The organism is Streptomyces sp. NPDC005423, from assembly GCF_040606415.1.
GTDB lineage: Bacteria > Actinomycetota > Actinomycetes > Streptomycetales > Streptomycetaceae > Streptomyces.
Genome location: NZ_JBEXET010000035.1, coordinates 54,524 through 75,639, shown reverse-complemented (window position 1 = coordinate 75,639; position 21,116 = coordinate 54,524). Strand labels below are relative to the sequence as shown.

Sequence of the window (21,116 nt, the reverse complement as noted above, 5' to 3'; positions counted from 1 at the left end):
GCGTCGCCCGGCGGCCGCAACGGCGCAGTCGGCAAGTCGACAGGGTCGGCGGACGGGACCGCCGCCCTGCACCACACGGGCTTTTCACCCTCAAGGAGAACTCATGCGGCGTGGCATAGCGGCCACCGCGCTGGTGGCGTCCCTCGCCCTCGCGGCGACGGCCTGCGGCAGCAGTGACAGTGACAGCGGCAAGTCCGACGGGCCGGTCACCATCACCTGGTGGGACACCTCCAACGCCACCAATGAGGCACCCACGTACAAGGCGCTGGTCGCCCGGTTCGAGGCGGCCGACAAGAACATCAAGGTCAAGTACGTCAACGTGCCCTTCGACCAGGCGCAGAACAAGTTCGACACCGCCGCCGGCTCCAAGGGCGCCCCGGACGTGCTGCGCTCCGAGGTCGGCTGGACCCCCGCCTTCGCGAAGAAGGGCTACTTCCTGCCGCTCGACGGCACCGAGGCCCTCGCGGACCAGGCCGAGTTCAAGCCGAACCTGATCACGCAGGCCAAGTACGAGGGCAAGACCTACGGCGTGCCGCTGGTCACCGACACCCTCGCGCTCGTCTACAACAAGGCCCTCTTCAAGAAGGCCGGCATCACCACGCCGCCCACCACCTGGGACGAGCTGAAGGCCGACGCCGCCAAGGTCGAGGCGAAGACCGCCGCCGACGGCTACTGGGGCTCCACCCAGGCCTACTACGCGCAGACCTTCCTCTACGGCGAGGGCACCGACACCGTCGACGCCGCCGGCAAGAAGATCACCGTCGACTCGGCCGCCGCGAAGAAGGCGTACGGCACCTGGCAGGGCCTCTTCTCCGGCAAGGGCCTGCACAAGGCCGACACCACCGCCGACGCCTACGCCCACATCCAGGACGCCTTCGTCAACGGCAAGGTCGCCTCGATCATCCAGGGCCCGTGGGAGATCACCAACTTCTACAAGGGCTCCGCGTTCAGCGACAAGAGCAACCTCGGCATCGCCACCGTCCCGGCCGGCTCCACCGGCAAGGCGGGCGCCCCGACCGGCGGCCACAACCTCTCGGTCTACGCCGGCTCGGACAAGGCCCACCAGGCGGCGGCCCTGAAGTTCCTCCACTTCATGACCTCATCCGCGTCCCAGTCCACCATCGCGCTGAAGAACTCCACGCTGCCGACCCGCGACGACGCCTACACCACCCAGGTCAAGTCCGACCCGGGGATCGCCGGCTTCCAGGGCGTCCTCGGCGCCGCCCAGCCGCGCCCCGCGCTCGCCGAGTACAGCTCCCTGTGGGGTCCGCTGGACACCGAACTGCCCAAGATCGCGGGCGGCAAGGAGTCCCTCGACGACGGCCTGAACAACGCCGAGGTCGCCATCGCCAAGCTGGTCCCCGACTTCAGCAAGTGACCCGGACGGCCGCCGGACCCCCTCGCCGGGGACACCGGTCCGGCGGCCCCGGGGCCTGTGCCGCCGTAGCCCCTGAACTTCCAGAAGGTGCCGAACCATGACCGTCGCCATCGACCGCGCGACCGGCAGGCGCAGCGGTGACCGCGCGCCCCGGCCGGGGCGGGCCCAGCGTCTGAAGCACGGATACCAGAAGCACTGGTACGCCTACGTCATGATCACGCCCGTGATCGTCGTACTCGGCGTCCTCGTGCTGTACCCGCTGGTGTACGGCCTCTATCTGACGCTCACCGACGCCAACAGCCTCAACACCGCGCGCACGATCGGCGTCAACCACATCGACGCCACCTACAAGTTCATCGGGCTCGACAACTACAAGGACATCCTGTTCGGGCCGACCGCGTACGACCGCTTCTGGTCGCACTTCGTCTGGACGGTCGTCTGGACCGCGCTCTGCGTCGCCCTGCACTACGGCCTCGGACTCGGCCTGGCGCTGCTGCTCAACCTGAAGCTGCGCGGCCGGACCCTCTACCGGCTGATCCTGATCCTGCCGTGGGCCGTCCCCACCTTCGTCACCGTCTTCGGCTGGCGCTTCATGCTCGCCGACGGCGGCGTCATCAACACCGCCCTGCACGCCCTGCACCTGCCGCAGCCGGACTGGCTGGAGGACACCTTCTGGCAGCGGTTCGCCGCGATCATGGTCAACACCTGGTGCGGTGTCCCCTTCATGATGGTCTCGCTGCTGGGCGGCCTCCAGTCCATCGACACCTCGCTCTACGAGGCCGCCGAGATGGACGGCGCGAGCGCCTGGCAGCGCTTCCGCCACATCACCCTTCCCGGGCTCAGGCCGGTCAGCTCCACCGTCGTACTCCTCGGCATCATCTGGACGTTCAACCAGTTCGCCGTCATCTTCCTGCTGTTCGGCACCACCGCCCCGGACGCGCAGATCCTCGTCACCTGGTCCTACTACCTCGGCTTCGGCCAACAGCCGCGTGACTTCGCCCAGTCGGCCGCCTACGGCATCCTGCTGCTGGCCATCCTGATCGTCTTCACCTCCTTCTACCGGCGCTGGCTCAACCGCAACGACCAGCAGCTCGCGATCTGAGGCAGGAGCCCCCATGAGCAGCACGACCGTCAAGACGCGCCGGCGCGGCGAACAGAGCCGCGCGGGCTCCCTCACCTCCCACGCCGTCCTGGGCGTGGCGAGCCTGGTCGCCCTCTTCCCCATCGCGTGGCTGGTCTTCCTCTCCCTCGGCCCGGACAAGGACGACTACCTCCACCCGGCCGGCATCTGGCGGAAGATGACGTTCGCCAACTACTCGTTCGTCCTGCGGCACACGGAGTTCTTCGACTGGCTCAAGAGCTCGCTGATCGTCTCGCTCGGCACCACCGTGATCGGGGTGAGCATCGCCGCCACCACCGGCTACGCCGTCTCGCGCATGCGCTTCCCCGGCTACCGGAAGTTCATGTGGGTGCTCCTGGTCACCCAGATGTTCCCCATCGCGGTCCTCATCGTGCCGATGTACCAGATCCTCTCCGACCTCCAGCTCATCGACAGCTACCTCGGGCTGGTCCTCGTCTACTGCTCGACCGCGGTGCCCTACTGCGCCTGGCTGCTGAAGGGCTACTTCGACACGATCCCGTTCGAGATAGACGAGGCGGGCCGGGTGGACGGGCTCAACCCCTTCGGCACCTTCGCCCGGCTGATCCTGCCGCTCGCCAAGCCGGGTCTGGCGGTCGCCGCGTTCTACAGCTTCCTCACGGCCTTCGGCGAGGTGGCGTTCGCGTCGACCTTCATGCTCTCCGACACCAAGTACACCTTCGCCGTCGGCCTCCAGACCTTCGTCAGCGAGCACGACGCCCAGCGCAACCTCATGGCGGCGACCGCGGTGCTGATCGCGATACCGGTCTCCGCGTTCTTCTACCTCGTGCAGAAGAACCTGGTCACCGGCCTCACCGCCGGCGGTACCAAGGGCTGACCCCCAGTACCGGGTACGGCCGCGGTGTCCATCCGACCCCGCAGGCACCGCGGCCGTACCCGCACCGACCCCTGAACTCCTCCCCCCGCGACGGGCCTTCGCCGGAGCGGGGGGACCCGCATCCCCCCAAGGACGCCATGAGCCACCAGCACTCCGCCGACCAGGCCCCCGCCCGCCGCTCCGACTCCGCCCTCGCCACCGTCGCCAAGCGCCGCGACTGGTGGCGGGACGCGGTGATCTACCAGGTCTATCCGCGCAGCTTCGCCGACGGCAACGGCGACGGCATGGGCGACCTGACGGGCGTACGTTCCCGGCTCACGTACCTGCGCGACCTCGGCGTCGACGCCGTCTGGCTCAGCCCGTTCTACGCCTCCCCGCAGGCCGACGCCGGCTACGACGTGGCCGACTACCGGGCCGTGGACCCCATGTTCGGCAACCTCCTCGACGCCGACGCGCTGATCCGCGACGCCCACGCGCTGAACCTGCGGATCATCGTCGACCTGGTCCCCAACCACTCCTCCGACCAGCACGAGTGGTTCAAGCGGGCGCTGCGGGAAGGCCCCGGCTCGCCGCTGCGCGAGCGGTACCACTTCCGCCCCGGCAAGGGCGTGAGCGGTCAACTCCCGCCCAACGACTGGGAGTCCGTCTTCGGCGGGCCGGCCTGGACCCGGGTCACCGAGCCGGACGGCTCGCCCGGCGAGTGGTACCTGCACCTCTTCGCCCCCGAGCAGCCCGACTTCAACTGGGAACATCCGGCCGTCGGCGACGAGTTCCGCTCCATCCTGCGCTTCTGGCTCGACATGGGCGTCGACGGCTTCCGTATCGACGTCGCCCACGGTCTGGTCAAGGCGGCGGGCCTGCCCGACCTCGGCTCCCACGACCAGCTGAAGCTGCTCGGCAACGATGTCACGCCGTTCTTCGACCAGGACGGCGTGCACGCCGTCTACCGCCAATGGCGCACGGTCCTCGACGAGTTCGCGGGCGAGCGCATCTTCGTCGCCGAGGCGTGGACGCCCACCGTCGAGCGCACCGCGAACTACGTCCGCCCCGACGAACTCCACCAGGCCTTCAACTTCCAGTACCTGGCGACCGACTGGGACGCCGGCAAGCTGCGCGAGGTGGCCGACCGCACCCTGGAGGCGATGCGCCCGGTCGGCGCACCGGCCACCTGGGTGCTCTCCAACCACGACGTCACCCGGCACGCCACCCGGTTCGCCAACCCGCCCGGACTCGGCACCCAGATCCGCACCGCCGGTGACCGCGCGCTGGGCCTGCGCCGGGCCCGGGCCGCCTCCCTGCTCATGCTGGCGCTGCCCGGATCGGCCTACGTCTACCAGGGCGAGGAGCTGGGCCTGCCGGACGTCGTCGACCTCGCCGACGAGGTGCGCCAGGACCCGGCCTACTTCCGCGGCGCCGGCCAGGACGGCTTCCGTGACGGCTGCCGGGTGCCGATCCCGTGGGCGCGCACCGGCCCCTCGTACGGCTTCGGCGGCGGGGGCAGCTGGCTGCCGCAGCCGGAGGGATGGGGCGAGCTGAGCGTCGAGGCGCAGACCGGGACGGCCGGCTCCACCCTGGAGCTGTACCGCTCCGCGCTCGCCGTCCGCCGCTCCCACCCCGACCTCGGCGCGGGCGACTCGGTCGAGTGGCTGCGCGCCCCGGAGGGCGTACTGGCCTTCCGGCGCGGGGAGTTCGTGTGCGTGGCGAACACCGGCGGCGAGGCGGTGACGACCAGGGCGTACGGCCGGCTGCTGCTCGCCAGCGGCGAGGTGACCGAGACGGACGGCGAGGCGAAGCTGCCCGCCGACACCACCGTCTGGTGGAGCACCGCCCCCTGACAGGGCGAGGCCCGCCGCCCCTCGGGACGGCGGGCCCTGTTCCGCGACCGGTGTCCGCGCGATCGTTTACAACGCCTTTCCGCAAGAGCCTTCAGGCACGGTCGCGCGCACCGGGCTCACTTCCAGGTGTCGTTCACGGTGTAGCCGCTGGACGTGCCGGTCGTGTACGCGCGGTTGGTGCCGGACTCCCAGGTCACGTTCCCGGAGCCGTCCTTCTTGAGGTACTTGTACGTGAAGGCCGTGCTCTTGGGGACGATGACCAGCCTGCTCCACGTCGGGTACGCCTGGGACGACAACGGGATCGCGTCGCCGGTGTTCCAGGAGCCGAGGGAGGGGACGGAGCCGACGACGTAGACGTGGGTGCCGAGGGAGGTGGTGGCGTTCTCGTCGAAGGTGAGATCGGTGGCGTCCGGACTCGCCAGGTTCCAGGAGTTGTTCAGGTCGAGTGCCGAAGTGGTGGTGGCCGCCGACCTGTTGGCGTTCGACTCCCAGGTGACGTTCCCGGCCGCGTCCTTCTTGAGGTACTTGTAGGTGAAGGACGTGTTGACCGGCACGCTCACCTCGCCCGACCAGACCGGGTATCCGGCCGAGGAGAGCGCGACCGCCTTCGACGTGTCCCAGCCGCCGAGCGCCGCGAGGGAGCCGACGACGTAGACGCCGGTGCCGGTCGTGGTGGGCGCGTACTCGTCGAAGGTCGCCCGCACCGTGGCGGTGGAGCCGCCGCCCGCGTCGCCGCAGCCCACCGTGCAGGTGTAGGAGGAGTTGAAGAAGGCGACCGCGCTCTTCGCGGCGAGGGTGATCGAGGCGCTGCCGCCGGACACCGTCACCGTGGTCGCGCCGCCGTCGACCACGTTCCGGTAGGTGCCGTCGGCCATCCCGGTGGCGAAGGTGTAAGTCGTTGCCGAGGAGCCGTTGTTGAGGGCGAAGAACCCGGCACCGCTACGGCCGAAGCCGATCACGGAGGACGACTTGGTCTGCCAGTCGGAGACCGCCGCGGTGTCCACCGCGTTGTGCCAGGCGACCATGCCGACGACCGCGGTGTCCCGGTCGAGGCAGTACCAGGCACCGCCCGAGCAGTCGGTGCCGGTCACGAACCCGGCCGAGTTCGGCGGGGCCTGGTCGCTCTGGGTCCACTCCCAGCTGGCGTAGACCGTCGGGGTGGACCACTTGTAGGCGAGCTGGAAGAGGTTGGCGAGCTTGTAGGTGCTGCCGTCCTTGTAGCTCAGGTGCAGGCCGTTGCGTTCGGTGTCGTGGTTCGTCACGAACGAGACCGAGTCGGCGGCCGGCAGGATGCCGCTGCTACCCAGCGAGGCCAGATCGCCGGCGTTCCCCTGGAACGCCGACTTCAGCTTGCTCGCGTAGGTGAAGTCCAGGACGTCACCGGAGGCGTAGTAGTCGGCGGGCTGCGGGGTGGAGCCGGGGTAGATCTCCTGGAAGACGTAGGGCGTGCCGCCCGCCGTCGTGTGCGTCAGCTTGGACTCGATCGCCGCCAGGTCGGTCTCGGGGATGTGCTTCGCCGCGTCGACCCGGAAACCGTCGACGCCGAGGGCGAGTTGGCTGTTGAGGTAGCCGGCGATGCCCGCCCGGACCGAGTCCGAGCCGGTCCGCAGGTCGGGCAGGCCCAGGAGTTCGCAGTTCTGCACCTGGGTCAGGTTGGAGTAGTCCTGGATGGTGAGGTCGGAGGTCGGGCAGTCCGACGCGTCGTGGTAGTCGCCCCGGTCCCACTCCGGGGTGTCGTACTTGCTGGTGAGCGTGGTGCCGTGGTAGCCGGTGCCGGTCTGCGCGGCGGTGTGGTTGATCACCGCGTCCGTGTAGACCTTCACGCCCGCCGTGTGGCACGCGCTCACCATGCTCGCGAACTGCGCCGCCGTACCGAAGCGGCTGTCGAGGTCGTAGGAGTAGGGCTGGTAGGCGTCCCACCAGTAGAAGGCGGACTGCTTCAGCGACTCGGCGGGCGGGGCGACCTGGACCGCGCCGTAGCCGGCCGGGCCGAGCACGCTGGTGCACTCCGAGGCGATGGAGGTCCAGTTCCACTCCCACAGGTTGGCGATGACATCGCCCTTGGCCGAGGCGTCCGCGTGCGCGGTAGCGGCGGGCAGGGCCAGTACGCCGGCCAGCGCCAGGGCGCCGGCCGCCACCGCGCTGACGGTGCGCCGGGGAGGGCCTGTTGATCGGTCTCTGCTCATCTGCGGCTCCGCGAGTGGGGGAATCGGGGGTTCGTCAACTGGTGAGGGTGGGCCGTTGAGAAGGACACGTCAAGGTTGTCGTTGCAACTTCTTTCTGTGACTTTCACGCCTCTTGCTGCAACGCTTGCGTCGGCGATACGGTCTCGCCGGGGTCGGACCCGACTGAGCCGCAGACGCGAGGAGTTCACGCCCGTGATACCGAGATGGCCGGCGCCGTGGTCGCGCCGCACCGCTTCCTTCAGACGCGTCGCGGCCGTCACCGTCGCCGCACTCGCGGCGGCGCTCGTGCAGCCCCTCGCCGCGCACGCGGCGGCCCCGCCCCCGCCGCCGTCCGACGCGAGACTGGCCGCGGCTCCGGCCCGGCACGACTCCACCCGCGAGCAGTTCTACTTCGTGATGCCGGACCGCTTCGCCGACGGCGACACCGCCAACGACCGCGGCGGACTGACCGGTTCACGGCTGAGCACCGGCTACGACCCCACCGACAAGGGCTTCTACCAGGGCGGTGACCTCAAGGGCCTGACCAGGAAGCTCGACTACATCAAGGGCCTGGGCACCACCGCCATCTGGATGGCCCCGATCTTCAAGAACCAGCCCGTGCAGGGCACCGGCACCGACGCGTCGGCCGGCTACCACGGCTACTGGATCACCGACTTCACCCGGGTCGACCCGCACTTCGGCACCAACGACGACCTGCGGACCCTGATCGCGACGGCCCACGCCAAGGGCATGAAGGTCTTCTTCGACGTCATCACCAACCACACGGCCGACGTCGTCGACTACGAGGGCCAGTCCCACGCCTACCTCTCCAAGGGCGCGTTCCCGTACCTCACCAAGGACGGCCGCCCCTTCGACGACGCCGACTACGCCGACGGCACCAGGCGCTTCCCGGCGGTCTCCGCCGCCTCCTTCCCGCGCACCCCGGCCGTCCCGGCCGGCCGGACGGACGCCAAGGTCCCCTCCTGGCTCAACGACCCGACGATGTACCACAACCGGGGGGACTCGACCTACGCGGGCGAGAACGCCACCTACGGCGACTTCTCCGGCCTCGACGACCTGTGGACCGAACGCCCCGAGGTCGTCAGCGGCATGGAGAAGATCTACCAGCGCTGGGTGCGCGACTTCGACATCGACGGCTTCCGCATCGACACCGTGAAACACGTCGACATGGACTTCTGGACCCAGTGGGCGACCGCGCTCGACGCCTACGCGGCGCGCCACGGCCGCGCGCACTTCTTCCTGTTCGGCGAGGTCTACTCCGCCGACACCTCGGTCACCTCCCCGTACGTCACCCAGGGCCGCCTGGACGCCACGCTCGACTTCCCCTTCCAGGACGCGGCCCGCTCCTACGCCTCCCAGGGCGGCAGCGCCCGCAAGCTGGCGAGCGTCTTCGCCGACGACTACAAGTACACGACCGACAAGGCGAACGCGTACGAGCAGGTCACCTTCCTCGGCAACCACGACATGGGCCGCATCGGCTACTTCCTCGGCCAGGACAACCCCGGGGCGACCGACGCCCAGCTCCTCGCCAAGGACCGGCTCGCCAACGAGCTGATGTTCCTCAGCCGCGGCAACCCCGTCGTCTACTACGGCGACGAGCAGGGCTTCACCGGCTCCGGCGGTGACAAGGACGCCCGCCAGACCATGTTCGCCTCGAAGGTCGCCGACTACCTCGACGACGACGAGATCGGCACCGGCCGCACCCACGCGAGCGACTCCTACGACCCGACCGCCCCGCTCTACCGGGAGATCGCCGCCCTCTCCGCACTGCGCGCGAACAACCCCGCACTCGCCGACGGCGTCCAGACCGAGCGGTACGCGGCCGACGGCGCCGGGGTCTACGCCTTCACCCGCACCGGCGGCAGCGCCGAGTACGTCGTCGCACTCAACAACGCCGGCACCGCGCGGACGGCGACCTTCACCACCGGGTCACCGGACATGAAGTACCGCGGGATCTACGGGAGTTCGGCCACCGCCACCAGCGGTGCCGACCGCGAGCTCACCGTGACCGTGCCGGCCGGCGCGGCGATCGTCCTCAAGGCGGCCGGCCCCCTCGCCGCGCCGGCCGCCGGCGCGACGCTCACCCTCAGGGCGCCGGACGCCGGTGCCACCGGCACGGTCGACCTGAGCGCCGACGTCACGGGCGGCGGCCTGGACCGGGTGGTCTTCGCCGCCCAGACCGGCAACGGCCCCTGGCGGACCCTGGGTTCGGCCGACCACGCCCCCTACCGGGTCACCCAGGCCATCGGCCGGGACGTACCGGCCGGAACCCCCTTGCGCTACAAGGCCGTTGTGATCGACTCCGCCGGACGCACGGCGAGCGCGACGGCCGCCTCCAGCACCGGCACCCCGCCCGCCGAGGAGCTCCCCACCGCCTCCTCCCGCGGCTACGCGATCGTCCACTACCAGCGCACCGACGGCGACTACGCCGACTGGGGCCTGTACGCCTGGGGTGACCTCGCCGACGGCGAGGCGACGACCTGGCCGGCCGGTCACCCCTTCACCGGCCGGGACGCCTACGGCGCCTTCGCCTACGTCAAGCTGAAGCCCGGCGCCGCGGAGGTCGGGTTCCTCGTGGTCGACAAGGACGGGAACAAGGACGTCCCCGCCGACCGCTCGATCGACGTCACCACGACCGGCGAGGTCTGGATCGAGCAGGGCAAGGAGACCGTGGCGACCCAGCGGCCCGACCATCCGCCGCAGGACACCGCCAAGGCGGTCATCCACTACCACCGCGCCGACGGCGACTACACGGGCTGGGGCCTGCACGTCTGGACGGGCGCCGCGAACCCCACCGACTGGTCCGCCCCGCTGCGGCCGGTACGCGCCGACACCTACGGCGCGGTCTTCGAGGTGCCCCTCGACACCGGTGCCACCAGCCTGAGTTACATCCTCCACAACGGCGACGAGAAGGACCTGCCCACCGACCGGTCACTGGACCTCACCGCCGCCGACGGCCACGAGGTGTGGCTGCTCGGCGGCGAGGAGGACCACCTCCTGCCGCAGCCCGCGGGCAGCACCGCCGCCCTCGACCTCACCACCTCCAAGGCGGTCTGGATCGACCGGGACACGGTCGTCTGGAACGGCTCCGAAGCAGCCGCCTCCACCCAGCTCCTCTCCTCCCGCGACGGCTCGATCGCCGTCCAGGACGCGACGCTGACCAGCGACGACGAACGCTGGCTGCGACTGTCCAGGACCACCCTCACGGACGCGCAGAAGGCCAGGTTCCCCCATCTGAAGGCGGAGACGGCCTGGACCGTCGACCCACGCGACCGCGCCCGCGTCCGGCACGCGCTGAGGGGACAGCTCGTCGCCTCCCAGCGCGCCGCCAACGGAGCCGTGCTCGCCGCGACCGGCGTCCAGACCGCCGGAGTCCTCGACGACCTGTACGACGCGACCGGCGCCGACCTCGGCCCGACCTTCCGCGCCGGCCGTCCCACCCTTGCCGTCTGGGCACCCACCGCACAGAGCGTCGCGCTCGACCTCGACGGCGTACGCGAGCCGATGACCCGGAACGCCGCCACCGGCGTCTGGTCCGTCACCGGCCCGCCGTCCTGGAAGAACAAGCCCTACCGGTACGTCGTCACGGTGTGGGCGCCGACCGTCCGCAAGCTCGTCACCAACGAGGTCACCGACCCCTACTCGGTCGCCCTCACCGCCGACTCCGGGCGCAGCCTCGTCGTCGACCTCGACGACAAGTCCCTCGCCCCGCACGGCTGGTCGGCACTGAAGAAGCCCAAGGCGGTCCCGCTGAAGGACGCCCAGATCCAGGAAGTACACATACGGGACTTCTCCGTCGCCGACGAGACGGTCCCCGCCAAGGACCGGGGCACCTACCTCGCCTTCACCGACCGGCACAGCGACGGCTCCACGCAGCTGCGCCGACTGGCCGCGGCCGGTACCTCCTACGTGCACCTGCTGCCCGCCTTCGACATCGCCACCATCCCCGAGAAGAGGTCCGAACAGGCGGTCACCGACTGCGATCTCGCCTCCTACCCGGCCGACTCCCCGAAACAGCAGGAGTGCGTCGCGGCCGTCGCCGCCAAGGACGCCTACAACTGGGGCTACGACCCGTACCACTTCACCGTTCCGGAGGGTTCCTACGCGACCGACCCGGACGGCACCGGCCGTACCGTCGAGTTCCGGCGCATGGTCAAGTCCCTGAACCAGGACGGGCTACGGGTCGTCATGGACGTCGTCTACAACCACACGGCGGGCAGCGGCCAGGCGGACACCTCCGTGCTCGACAAGATCGTGCCCGGCTACTACCAGCGGCTCCTCGCCGACGGCAGCGTCGCCACCTCCACCTGCTGCGCCGACACCGCCACCGAGAACGCCATGATGGGCAAGCTCGTCGTCGACTCGGTGGTCACCTGGGCCAAGGAGTACAAGGTCGACGGCTTCCGCTTCGACCTCATGGGCCACCAGCCGAAGGCGAACATCCTCGCCGTCCGCAAGGCGCTCGACGCGCTGACCCCGGGCAAGGACGGCGTCGACGGCAAGAAGATCATCATGTACGGCGAGGGCTGGAACTTCGGCGAGGTCGCCGACGACGCCCGCTTCGTGCAGGCCACCCAGAAGAACATGGCGGGCACCGGCGTCGCGACCTTCTCCGACCGGGCCCGCGACGCCGTACGCGGCGGCAGCCCCTTCGACGACGACCCCGGCGTCCAGGGCTTCGCCTCCGGCCTCTACACCGACCCCAACACATCGGCCGCCAACGGCACTTCGGCCGAACAGAAGGCCCGCCTGCTGCACTACCAGGACCTCATCAAGGTCGGTCTCACCGGCGACCTCGCCACGTACCGCTTCACCGACACCGGAGGCCAGGAGGTCACCGGCGCCGGGATCGACTACAACGGCGCCCCCGCCGGTTACGCCGACGCGCCCGGCGATGCCCTCGCCTACGTCGACGCCCACGACAACGAATCGCTCTTCGACGCCCTCGCCTACAAACTGCCCGCCTCGACGAGCGCGGCCGACCGGGCCCGGGCGCAGGTCCTCGCCATGGCCACCGCCGTCCTGTCGCAGGGACCGTCCCTCTCCCAGGCCGGCACCGACCTGCTCCGCTCCAAGTCGCTCGACCGCAACTCCTTCGACAGCGGCGACTGGTTCAACGCCGTCCACTGGAACTGCGCGGACGGCAACGGCTTCGGACGCGGGCTGCCCCCGGCCGCCGACAACGCCTCCACATGGCTCTACGCGAAGCCCCTGTTGACCTCCGTGAAGGTCGGCTGCGCCGAGATCGAGGGAGCCTCGGCCGCCTACCGCGATCTGCTGAGGATCCGTACGACGGAGCCGGCCTTCTCGCTCGGCACCGCCGGACGGGTGCAGTCGGCGCTCTCCTTCCCGCTCTCCGGACCGGACGAGACGCCCGGTGTGATCACCATGGAGGTCGGCGATCTCGTCGTGGTCTTCAACGCCACGCCCACCACCCGGGACCAGCGGGTCGGCGCGCTGGCCGGGACCGGCTACCGGCTCCATCCGGTGCAGGCGGCGGGCGCCGACCCGACCGTGAAGTCCGCCTCCTTCCAGCGGAGTTCGGGCACCTTCACCGTCCCGGGACGCACGGTGGCGGTGTTCTCCCGGACCTCGTGAAGGGGCGTGACCTCGGAGGACGACGTCGCGGCGCCGGTGCTGAGACTAGGGTGAGGGTGCCGACCAGGACAGGAGTGTTCATGCCGCAGATCACCGTCGACTACTCCGCGCCGCTCGCCGAGGGCTTCGACCGGCGGGGCTTCGCGCTCGCCCTGCACGACGCCGCGGTGGAGATCGCCGCCGCCCGCACCGAGGCGTGCAAGACGCAGTTCCGGGCCACCGACGACACCGTCGTGGGACACGACGTGGACGGCCACGGGGTCGTCCACGTCACCATCGGTCTGCTGGCCGGCCGCAGCGAACAGACCAAGTCCGAACTGGTCGCGGCCGCGTTGGAGTTGCTGCGCAAGCACCTCACCCCCGCCGAGGGCACCGCGCTGCACGCCTCGGCCGAGGTGCGCGACCTCGCCCCGTCGTACGCGAAGCACGAGAGCTAGAGCAGCCCGTCAGGAAGCCAGGTTGAGGAGCCGGGCCGCCAGGTCGCTGAACGGCCCGTGGCCCGGCTCGTCCATGAGGGCGCGGCGCAGCAGCACGGTCATCTCCTCGTCGTGGGCCGCGCTCACGGCGGCCAGCGCCGCGAAGTCGTGGACGAGCTGGGTCTCCAGCTCCGCGCGCGGGATGCGGCGGCCGTCCAGCCAGATCAACGCGGTGGACTCCACCAGCGAGACCCAGGAGCGGATCACCAGCTCCAGCCGGGCGGGCGCCTCGGCGGACCCGACCCCCAGATGGGCGAGGATCTGGAGGTAGGCGGCCTGCCGTACGGAGTCGACCAGCGCGTTGGTCGTCGAGGAGCCGACCGCCGGGCCGCCCCGCATCAGCGCGGCGAAACCGGGCCCGTGGTCGTCGACGAAGTCGAAGAAGCGGCGCATCACCCGCAGCAGCCGGGCGCCCAGCGGCCCTTCGTGCGGCTCGACGAAGCGGCCCGCCAGATCGTCCGAGGCACGCTGCAACGCGGCCTCGTACAGGCTGAGTTTGCCGGGGAAGTAGTGGTAGACGAGGGGTCGCGAGATGCCCGCAGCCGCCGCTATCTCGTCGATGGAGACCTCGTCGGGCGAGCGACGGCTGAACAGTTCGAGGGCGACGCCGATCAACTGCTGCCGCCGTTCCTCGACTCCCATCCTGCGACGAACCCCGGTAGTCATACGACCACCTTACCGATGGGAACCGGCCGCCAACGGACCGCGTCGGCCGCGGACGTTCCCCTCCGCGACCGGGAAGCCCCTCGCGGGCTCCGTCCGGTCAGCGCAGCCCGGTGATGGTCCGCCCGTCGTCCAGCGTTCCCCTCAGCCCCGCCCGGACGCCCTGCTCGGTCCGTACGGCGAGCAGCGGCCCCCGGGCCGAACCGGTCGCCCCGCCGGTCACGCTGAGGGAGGCGGTGTCCGCGCTCCCCGCGGCCAGCAGATACCAGGACCCGGTCTGCGACTTCCACACCACTCCGGCCAGCACGTGCGGATCGCGTGTCCCGCACGCCGGCCCGCCCTCGGCCTTCGCCGCGACCGCGCCGTAGAGGCCGCCAGGGGTGTGGAACTGGGCCAGCACCCGCTCGCCGCCGCCCCGCCAGGTCTCGGCCCGGGTGCACACCCACCGCGCCGCGCCGCTCGCGTCGGGCAGCGGCTGGGTGGCGTACTCCCAGGCGTTCACCGCTCGCACGCCTTGCGAGCGCACCGATGCCAGTGAGCAGGCGAAGGGCGCCCAGGTCCGCAGCGCTCCGGCGCCGGCCGCCTCGCGCACCGAGCCGGGCCGGCCCGTGGTCAGATGCGCGGGCACCAGTTCGCCGAGGTCGGTCAGCAGCCGGGTGCCCGAGGCGCCGGTCACCTGGAGCACGTTCCACGTCGTGCACGCGCCGTCGCGGGAGGCGGCGCCGGAGAGCGGCGAGGTGACACCGTCGGCCAGCGGCAGGTCCAGCGCCCCGGCGGTCGGCTTCGTCAGGTCCCGCACGGCCGTCCTCTCCACCCAAGGGGCCGTCAGATAGCGGACGTTGCCGTCGGCCCGGTCCAGCACCACCGCGTTCGCCTCGGCACCGGTCGCGCCGTCCACCCGGGCGAAGTCCAGCGCGGCCCCGGCGGTGCCGTCCTTCGGCTCGGCGTAGCGGGCGATGCGCAGACCGTCGTAGAGGATCACCACGCGGGCACTGTCCACCGCGCCCGCGTACAGGAGTTGGGGCGGTCCGGCCGGGCCGCCGGACGGGGTGCCGGGGGTCGCGGAGACCTGGACGGAGCCCCCGGGGCGGGCCCAGACGGCGAGGGCGCGGCGCAGCAGGGCCCGGTCGCCGGTGAGACCGCCGCGCGCGGGCCAGACAGAGAAGTCGGTACGGCTGGCGGTCCGCCACGCGGTGGGCGCGATCCGGGTCAACCTGCCCGGGTTCAGGGCGGCTTCGGCGGCCGGGTTCTGCGCGTAGGCGGGGGCGGCGGCCCCGTCGGGCCCCCAGCCGTCACCGGGCAGCACGGCCGGCGTGCCGCAGACGGCGAGCGCCGCGACGGCGGCGAGCGCGGCCCGGCCGTGCTGGCGGCGGCGCATCAGGTCGGTGGGCCGCGCGTGCAGCGAACAGGCGTCGAACTCGGGGGAGTTGAGCAACGCGTACTGGACGGGCACCTCGTCGGCCTCGTCCAGCGCCTCGCCCGGCTCGTCGATCCCGGCCGCCCGCAGCAGTTGCTGTACGCCCGTGTCGGAGAGCCGTTCCAGGCCGCGCAGCACGTAGGCCGCGCGGGCGGCGGGCGAGAGGGCCGACAGCCGCTGGTCCAGGGCGTGTTCGTCGGCGCCGCCGGAGCGCGGGAAGAGCCGCAGCCCCCACACCCGGGGCAGCGCCGGCGGCAGCGAGGACAGCGCGCCCCGCCCGGGCCGCAGCCTGCGGCCGAGCGGCATGCCCGCCTCCAGCGCCGTACGCACCACGCGCAGCCGGACGAAGGCGTACCCCGGGTCGCCGTCGCGGCCGGTCGACTGTGCCGGGATCGCCGACGCGGCCCGCCGGCCCCTGGGCAGGGCGCGCTGGGCGAGGGCGTGGGCGGTCAGGACGCGCCGGTTGCGGCCGAGGCCCGGTGGCAGCAGCAGATAGGCGAGCCGGACGAGCCGCGGGTAGTGCTCGACGAGCGCGGCCTCGGCCTGTTCGACAGCGACGACCGGGTCGGAGGAGGGTGCGGGGCGCGGGGCGACATCCTGTGACTGCACGTTCAGCAGAACGAGCGAATCGGCGGTTGGTCACCGCCGCACGGGTGACGCGGACCGGGATCAGTCCCGCGGGTCGGCCAGTGCCCGCGCGTAGTTCGCCATCGACCGTTGGTAGCGCGGCAGATGGGGTGCCAGCGCGCCCAGTACCAGGGCCAGGCCCTCGCGGTCCCGGCCCAGACCGGACAGGCAGAGCGCGAGGCACGCCCGTACCGCGTCGTCCAACTCATCTGAGGGGCTGTCGAGTTCGGGGGTGAGCAGCTCGACGCCCTGGTCGGCCCGGCCGATGTTCCGCAGGGAGCTGGCGAGTTGGATCTTGGCGCGGCGGCCCTTGTAGCCGCTCAGCCCGAGGGCGAGAGCCTCCTGGTAGAGCGGGACGGCCCGGTCGGAGTGGCCCGTCGAGTCCCAGGCGCAGGCGCGCTCGAAGAGACCGAGCGGGCTGTCGTCCGGGACCTCGGCGGCCAGCGCGTCGATCACGGCGCGGAAGCCGGCCGCGTCCTCCCCGGCGTGGTCGTCGAAGGCCGCCCAGGCGGCGGTCACCCGGTCTTCCCAGTCAGGGTCCCGGTCCCCGCCCCCGTCCCGGTCTACGTCTTGGTTCCTGGCCGCTCGGTTCACGTCTTGGTCCACCGGGGCACCCTCGCACACGGGCGCGGGCGATGACCATGGGATTGAGCGGACGGCGCCCGGGAGCCGTATCGAAGGAGACGGCCCCCTGCCGGGGCCCGCCGCGGCATGCTTCCGACCGGAGGAACGACAGATGAAGTTGACCCGACCGATGCTCGCGGTGGCCGGCGCCGCGGCGGCACTGGCGCTGACCGGCTGCGGCGCGGACACCAAGGCCGCGACCGTTCCGGCCGCCGCCACCGGGAGCCTGGAGAGCCTGGCCGCCCGGGTGAAGTGCGAGCCCGACATCCAGACCGACGCCGACGAACTCCGGCAGGCGATCTGTAAGACGAGCGACGGCAAGTTCGTCCTCGCGACCTTCGCCACCGACCGCGGCCAGCGCGAGTGGATCAACGACGCCAAGGACTACGGCGGTTTCTACCTCGTCGGCCGCAAGTGGGTCGCCGTGGGCACCGACAAGGTGGTCAAGGCGCTCCAGGGCACGCTCGGCGGCAGCGAGGAGATCGGCACGGACCACTCGGCGCACACCAGCTGAACCGGGCACGGCGGAGCGGGCGGTGGGAGATTCCCACCGCCCGCTCCGTTACCGCCGGCTAGCCGCTCACTGGCACTGCTTGCCGGTGTTCACGCAGTTGGCGATCTTCGCCGCCAGGCCGTTCTTGGTGACGCTGATGAAGTCGTCGTGGTCGGTCGAGGGCTTGTGCAGCTGCTCGGGGAATCCGTCCACCGCGAAGGCGTTCTTCACCACACCGTTCTGCACGGTCGGCGGGGTGATCTTGTAGACGAGGCGCATCGTCAGCTGCGGGATCGCCTTGAAGCCGTTCCCGCAGACGCCGCTCGCCGGGTCGGCGAAGGCCACGTGCGTCCGGTGGTTGGCGCTGTCGGCGTTCACCCCGTCCCAGCAGCTCTGGAACGCGAAGGTGCGGACCACGTTGCTGCCCTGGGGGCAGATCGGGTACTGCGTCGTCAGCTGCACCTTGTTCTCGAAGCCGGTGCAGCTCCAGTGCGCGTTGGCGTTGGCCAGACCGTTGGTGGTGGTCTTGGCGTCACCGGTGATGATGCGCAGGAACTGCGGCATCGCGACGACCTTGCTGGCCGGGCTGCCGACGTACTTGATCTGCGCCTGGACCGGCGTCAGGATCTTGCCGACGTTGCCTTCCTTGCCACCGCCGTCCGCGTTCTGGTCGAACTCCTGCGTACCGTCCTGGATCCGCACGACCGGCCAGTAGTACGACGAGAGGTCGCTCTGGTTCTGGCAGCTGGAGGGGGCGGCCAGCATCGAGTCGTTGGTGGCGAAGGCGTTGACCTTCTGGTTGCCGACGTAGTCGTGCAGGTGGTGCGCGCCGTTGGTCACGCCGGGCGCCACGATCACGTTGTCGGTGTTGTGGTTCTTGTTGGCGTTCACGCCGCACCTGGTGGTGAAGGTGCCCGTCGAGGCCTGGCCGCTCTTGCGCGGCTTGGCGAGGACGTTCGGCGCGACCTTCGTGATGTCCACGAAGTCGGCCGCCACCGGGCCGTTGGCGGCCTGGCCGCCGTTGCCCGCCGGTGCGCTCGCTGAGGCGCCGGCACTCGGGGTGGCGGTGTTGCCGTTGTTCTGGCCACCGTTGTTGTTCTGACCGCCGTTGTTGTTCTGGCCACCGGCGGTGGTGTTGTTGACGTTCTGCGTCGTGCACGCCGCGAGCTGCGCCAGCGCTGCCGCGTTGACGCTACCGCCGACCCGCTGGACGTCGATGCGGATGCGGTCGATGGTCGCCGCCCGCTTCTCCTTGAGAGGGCCGACGATGGCGTTCTGTACGAAGCTCGCGTCGTTGGTCTGTGCCTGGCGCGTGGAGGCGAGCCGGGTGTAGGCCTCGGTGATCTGCTTGTCGAGGTTGGCCAGCTCGACGGCGACACCGTTGCGTGCCTTGGCCGGCACATTGGTCAGCTGCTGGCCGACGTCCGGGCAGGAGATCGTCGCGACTTGCGCCGCGGCGGCCTTGGTCTGGTTCTGCGCCGACGAGTTGGACTCATGCGCCGAGGCGTAGAAATTCGCCCAGAGCAGCCCGCCCCCGCCGAGCGCTAGAGCTGCCGATGCGGCCACGGCCTTGGTGGCCAGCGGCGTACGGCGTTTACGATCGTTGCGTCCCATGGAACTCCTCTGACTTCCTTGCGGGGCGGGCGCCCGACAGGAGTGAAGCGGCTCCCTTCCATACGGAGCCGGTCCCATGGGTGTTCATCCGTCTCACAGATTGATGTGAGGTTCTTTAGGAAATCCCCACTCAACTGCCGCTGAAACAGCGCTGGTTGTGATCAACTCACGGTAAGTGCTCAGTTACCGTGGTCGAGATGGGCCAGTACGGCGAGGACGCGGCGATTGTCGTCGTCCGACACCTCGAGTCCCAGTTTGGCGAAGATGTTCGAGGTGTGCTTGGCGATCGCCCGCTCCGTGACGACGAGCTGCCCGGCGATCGCCGCGTTGGACCGCCCCTGCGCCATCAGCTGCAGCACCTCCAGCTCGCGGGGCGTGAGCCGCGCCAGCGGCCGGTCGTCCGCCGCCCGCCGGGCCAGTAACTGCTGGATGACCTGCGGGTCCATCGCCGTCCCGCCCGCCGCCACCCGGCGCACGGCGTCCACGAACTGCTCCGCGTCGAAGACCCGGTCCTTCAGGAGGTACCCCACCCCGCCGTGCCCGTCGGCGAGCAGCTCACGCGCGTACAACTGCTCGACGTGCTGCGACAGGACCAGGACCGGCAGCCCGGGCCGCTCCCGGCGGGCCCGCAGCGCGCACTGCAGCCCCTCGTCGGTGTGGGTGGGCGGCAGCCGTACGTCGACGACGGCGATGTCGGGGGAGAGTTCCGTCAGCGCCCTGGTCAGCTCGGGGCCGGTCTCCACGGCCGCGGCGATCTCGAAGTCGTGGGCCTCCAGCAGCCGCACCAGTCCGTCGCGCAGCAGGAAGAGGTCTTCGGCTAGGACAACACGCACGGAATCTCCATCGTCACCGCGGTGGGGCCGCCGACGGGACTGTCGACGGTCAGGACGCCGTCGAATGTACCGAGCCGCCGCTCCACCCCGGTGAGACCCGAACCGGCGCCGACCACCGCGCCGCCCCTTCCGTCGTCGGTGACGGCGACCCGCAGCCTCCCCCCGGTGTGCTCGATGTCGACCCAGACGCGGTGGGCGTCGGCGTGCTTGACCGCGTTGGTGAGGATCTCGCTCGCGGCGAAGTACACCGCCGACTCGACCGAGACCTCCGGGCGCCCGGTCAACTCCACCCGCACCTCGGTCGGTACGGGCAGCCGCAGCGCCAACGCCCTTACGGCGTCGCCCAGTCCGCGCTCCGCGAGCACCGGCGGGTGGATGCCGCGGACGAGGTCGCGCAGTTCGTCCAGCGCCTCGGCGGAGGACCGGCGGGCCCGGACGAGCAACTCCCTGGCCTTCGCCGGGTTCTTCTCGATCAGGGCCTCGATCGCGCCGAGGTTCATGCCCATCGCGACGAGCCGGGCCTGGGCGCCGTCGTGCAGATCCCTCTCGATACGGCGCAGTTCGACCGCCGAGTTGTCCACCGCGTCCCGCCGGGTCTCGGTAAGCACCCTTACCCGCTCGGCCAGTCGGCTCTGCTCGGGGGCGAGCACGGAACGGGCGAGCAGGAAGTGGAAGCGCAGCAGGGCCGGGGTGAGGAACCAGCCCGCGCTGAGGAACGCGGCACCGAGCAGCCCCGCCAGCAGCGCGCTGCCCTGCCCGCTCACCGGTACGAAGCCGTACCACCAGCCGACGTAGGTGCCGTCCGTGAAGACCCGCCACAGACCGAGCGCCAGCGCGAAGCCCTCCACCGGGTAGAACACCAAGGCGGCGGGCAGCAGGGCGGTGACGAACCCGGCCGTCGCGTCGACCGCCAGCCAGCGCACGTCCCGCCAGGTCGCCGGGTCCCCGAGCAGGCGGAACGTGCGCGTCCAGGGTCTCGCCCCGGCCGGCACCGGCCGGTAGGCGGGCGGGACGCGCACCCCGCACCACTCCGCCGCCACCAGCCGCCGCCAGTTCGCGAAGGCCCGCACCCCGCCCAGCACCCACGGTGTCGTGACCAGCCCCGCCCCGAACGGCACGAACGCCAGCGACACGACGGTGAGCACCAGCAGCGTGAGCGACCCGCTGATCGAGATCACGGCGAGCCCCAGCGCCCGCGCGCCCGCCACCCCGACCTCCCGGCCCCGCCCGGCCGCGTCCCAACTCCCCGTGCCCACCGCGTTGTCGGTGCTCGCCGTGCCCTCAACGCCCCGAGTGCTTCCGGTGCTCCCCGTGCTTCTGACGGTCTCCGTCTCCATACGGCCAGTCTCACCGACCCGGCCCACGCGGTCACGGGGTCCGGCCCCCGACAGGGGGT

The 21,116-nt window shown here is 71.1% G+C and carries 14 protein-coding genes; 7 read left to right on the top strand and 7 right to left on the bottom strand.

Annotation, left to right across the window (positions count from 1 at the left end):
- Window positions 1-103 precede the first annotated feature (103 nt).
- From ABZT12_RS29215 to ABZT12_RS29200, 4 genes are all read left to right on the top strand, one after another.
- The gene (locus ABZT12_RS29215) at window positions 104-1,378 is read left to right on the top strand and encodes an extracellular solute-binding protein (protein ID WP_356390005.1); all 1,275 of its coding nucleotides are present in this window, start codon (window positions 104-106) and stop codon (window positions 1,376-1,378) included.
- A gap of 97 nt (window positions 1,379-1,475) precedes the next feature.
- The gene (locus ABZT12_RS29210) at window positions 1,476-2,480 is read left to right on the top strand and encodes a sugar ABC transporter permease (protein ID WP_356390004.1); all 1,005 of its coding nucleotides are present in this window, start codon (window positions 1,476-1,478) and stop codon (window positions 2,478-2,480) included.
- Between the two features lie 13 nt (window positions 2,481-2,493).
- The gene (locus ABZT12_RS29205) at window positions 2,494-3,354 is read left to right on the top strand and encodes an ABC transporter permease subunit (RefSeq protein WP_356390003.1); all 861 of its coding nucleotides are present in this window, start codon (window positions 2,494-2,496) and stop codon (window positions 3,352-3,354) included.
- Window positions 3,355-3,491: 137 nt separating this feature from the next.
- Window positions 3,492-5,189: a glycoside hydrolase family 13 protein gene (locus ABZT12_RS29200; protein WP_356390002.1), complete on the top strand. Its 1,698-nt coding sequence runs from the start codon at window positions 3,492-3,494 to the stop codon at window positions 5,187-5,189.
- Window positions 5,190-5,305: 116 nt separating this feature from the next.
- On the opposite strand, the gene ABZT12_RS29195 is transcribed toward ABZT12_RS29200, so the two are convergent.
- Window positions 5,306-7,375 carry a carbohydrate-binding module family 20 domain-containing protein gene (locus ABZT12_RS29195; RefSeq protein ID WP_356390001.1) on the bottom strand — a complete coding sequence of 690 codons (2,070 nt, stop codon included), beginning with the start codon at window positions 7,373-7,375 and terminating at the stop codon, window positions 5,306-5,308.
- Window positions 7,376-7,567: 192 nt separating this feature from the next.
- Between ABZT12_RS29195 and pulA the strand changes: the two genes are divergently transcribed.
- The gene (gene pulA / locus ABZT12_RS29190; protein ID WP_356390000.1) at window positions 7,568-12,973 is read left to right on the top strand and encodes a pullulanase-type alpha-1,6-glucosidase; all 5,406 of its coding nucleotides are present in this window, start codon (window positions 7,568-7,570) and stop codon (window positions 12,971-12,973) included.
- Between the two features lie 80 nt (window positions 12,974-13,053).
- Entirely contained in the window at window positions 13,054-13,410 is a 357-nt protein-coding gene (locus ABZT12_RS29185; protein ID WP_356389999.1) for an isomerase, read from the top strand.
- A 9-nt stretch (window positions 13,411-13,419) separates the two neighbouring features.
- Here ABZT12_RS29185 and ABZT12_RS29180 read toward each other — a convergent pair whose 3' ends face one another.
- From ABZT12_RS29180 to ABZT12_RS29170, 3 genes are all read right to left on the bottom strand, one after another.
- A complete protein-coding gene (locus ABZT12_RS29180) occupies window positions 13,420-14,115 on the bottom strand; it encodes a TetR/AcrR family transcriptional regulator (RefSeq protein ID WP_356389998.1) in 696 nt (231 codons plus the stop codon).
- A 97-nt stretch (window positions 14,116-14,212) separates the two neighbouring features.
- Window positions 14,213-16,138, bottom strand: a complete 1,926-nt coding sequence (locus tag ABZT12_RS29175) for a hypothetical protein (protein WP_356389997.1) — start codon at window positions 16,136-16,138, stop codon at window positions 14,213-14,215.
- Between the two features lie 60 nt (window positions 16,139-16,198).
- Window positions 16,199-16,750 (bottom strand): tetratricopeptide repeat protein, encoded by a 552-nt coding sequence (locus ABZT12_RS29170; RefSeq protein ID WP_356390018.1) that lies wholly within the window; start codon window positions 16,748-16,750, stop codon window positions 16,199-16,201.
- Between the two features lie 142 nt (window positions 16,751-16,892).
- Here ABZT12_RS29170 and ABZT12_RS29165 point away from each other — a divergent pair, with 142 nt between their 5' ends.
- A complete protein-coding gene (locus ABZT12_RS29165; RefSeq protein WP_356389996.1) occupies window positions 16,893-17,294 on the top strand; it encodes a hypothetical protein in 402 nt (133 codons plus the stop codon).
- A 66-nt stretch (window positions 17,295-17,360) separates the two neighbouring features.
- On the opposite strand, the gene ABZT12_RS29160 is transcribed toward ABZT12_RS29165, so the two are convergent.
- The 3 genes from ABZT12_RS29160 to ABZT12_RS29150 form a co-directional block, all read right to left on the bottom strand.
- Window positions 17,361-18,887 (bottom strand): DUF1996 domain-containing protein, encoded by a 1,527-nt coding sequence (locus ABZT12_RS29160; protein WP_356389995.1) that lies wholly within the window; start codon window positions 18,885-18,887, stop codon window positions 17,361-17,363.
- 179 nt (window positions 18,888-19,066) lie between these two features.
- Window positions 19,067-19,720, bottom strand: a complete 654-nt coding sequence (locus ABZT12_RS29155) for a response regulator transcription factor (protein WP_356389994.1) — start codon at window positions 19,718-19,720, stop codon at window positions 19,067-19,069.
- Window positions 19,705-21,057, bottom strand: a complete 1,353-nt coding sequence (locus tag ABZT12_RS29150) for a histidine kinase (protein WP_356389993.1) — start codon at window positions 21,055-21,057, stop codon at window positions 19,705-19,707. The genes ABZT12_RS29155 and ABZT12_RS29150 overlap by 16 nt, the downstream gene beginning before the upstream one ends.
- Window positions 21,058-21,116 lie beyond the last annotated feature (59 nt).